Below are 509 nucleotides of genomic sequence, written 5' to 3' on the forward strand. Positions count from 1 at the left end.
AGAGCCGGCTGGAATGACGACTATCGGGCTCAGTTATTCTTTGGTTAAAATATCAACAAAGTGTGCTCCCGCCCTGGGTGCCATGGGGCAGGTGCAGTTCATGCCCTCGTCATTTCTCAAATACGCGGTCGATCAGGACGGGGATGGCAGGAAGGATCTGTGGGGCAATCTCGCGGATGTGTTTGGATCGGCGGCCAATTATCTGCACCAGAACGGCTGGCGCGAGGATCAGACCTGGGGACGGCGGGTGAGGGTGCCTGACTCCCTCAACTCTGCCCTGTTCGGGCTTGAGACCCGCAAGTCGCTGTCGGCCTGGCAGGCTCTGGGGGTGCGGCACAGGGCTGACGCATCAGTGTTTATACTTTGAACAACCCCATACATTCGAACAAATATTGTTCATTCAGACAGCAGAGCCTGCGCTTGTTGGCCATGCTCATGTACAGGATCTTTAGCTACAACCAATTGAAATAGATAGAAAAAAGGCTTCGTTTGTGATCTGATTTAATCGC

General features: G+C 53.4%; 1 protein-coding gene. It reads left to right on the plus strand.

Going from position 1 to position 509, the window contains the following annotated elements:
* On the plus strand, positions 1-367 hold a 367-nt coding region (locus tag PG892_RS22545), incomplete at its 5' end, for a lytic murein transglycosylase (RefSeq protein WP_247631621.1).
* Between the last annotated feature and the right edge of the window lie 142 nt (positions 368-509).

This window comes from Aeromonas sp. QDB68 (genome assembly GCF_027707405.1).
Classification (GTDB): Bacteria; Pseudomonadota; Gammaproteobacteria; order Enterobacterales; family Aeromonadaceae; genus Aeromonas; species Aeromonas caviae.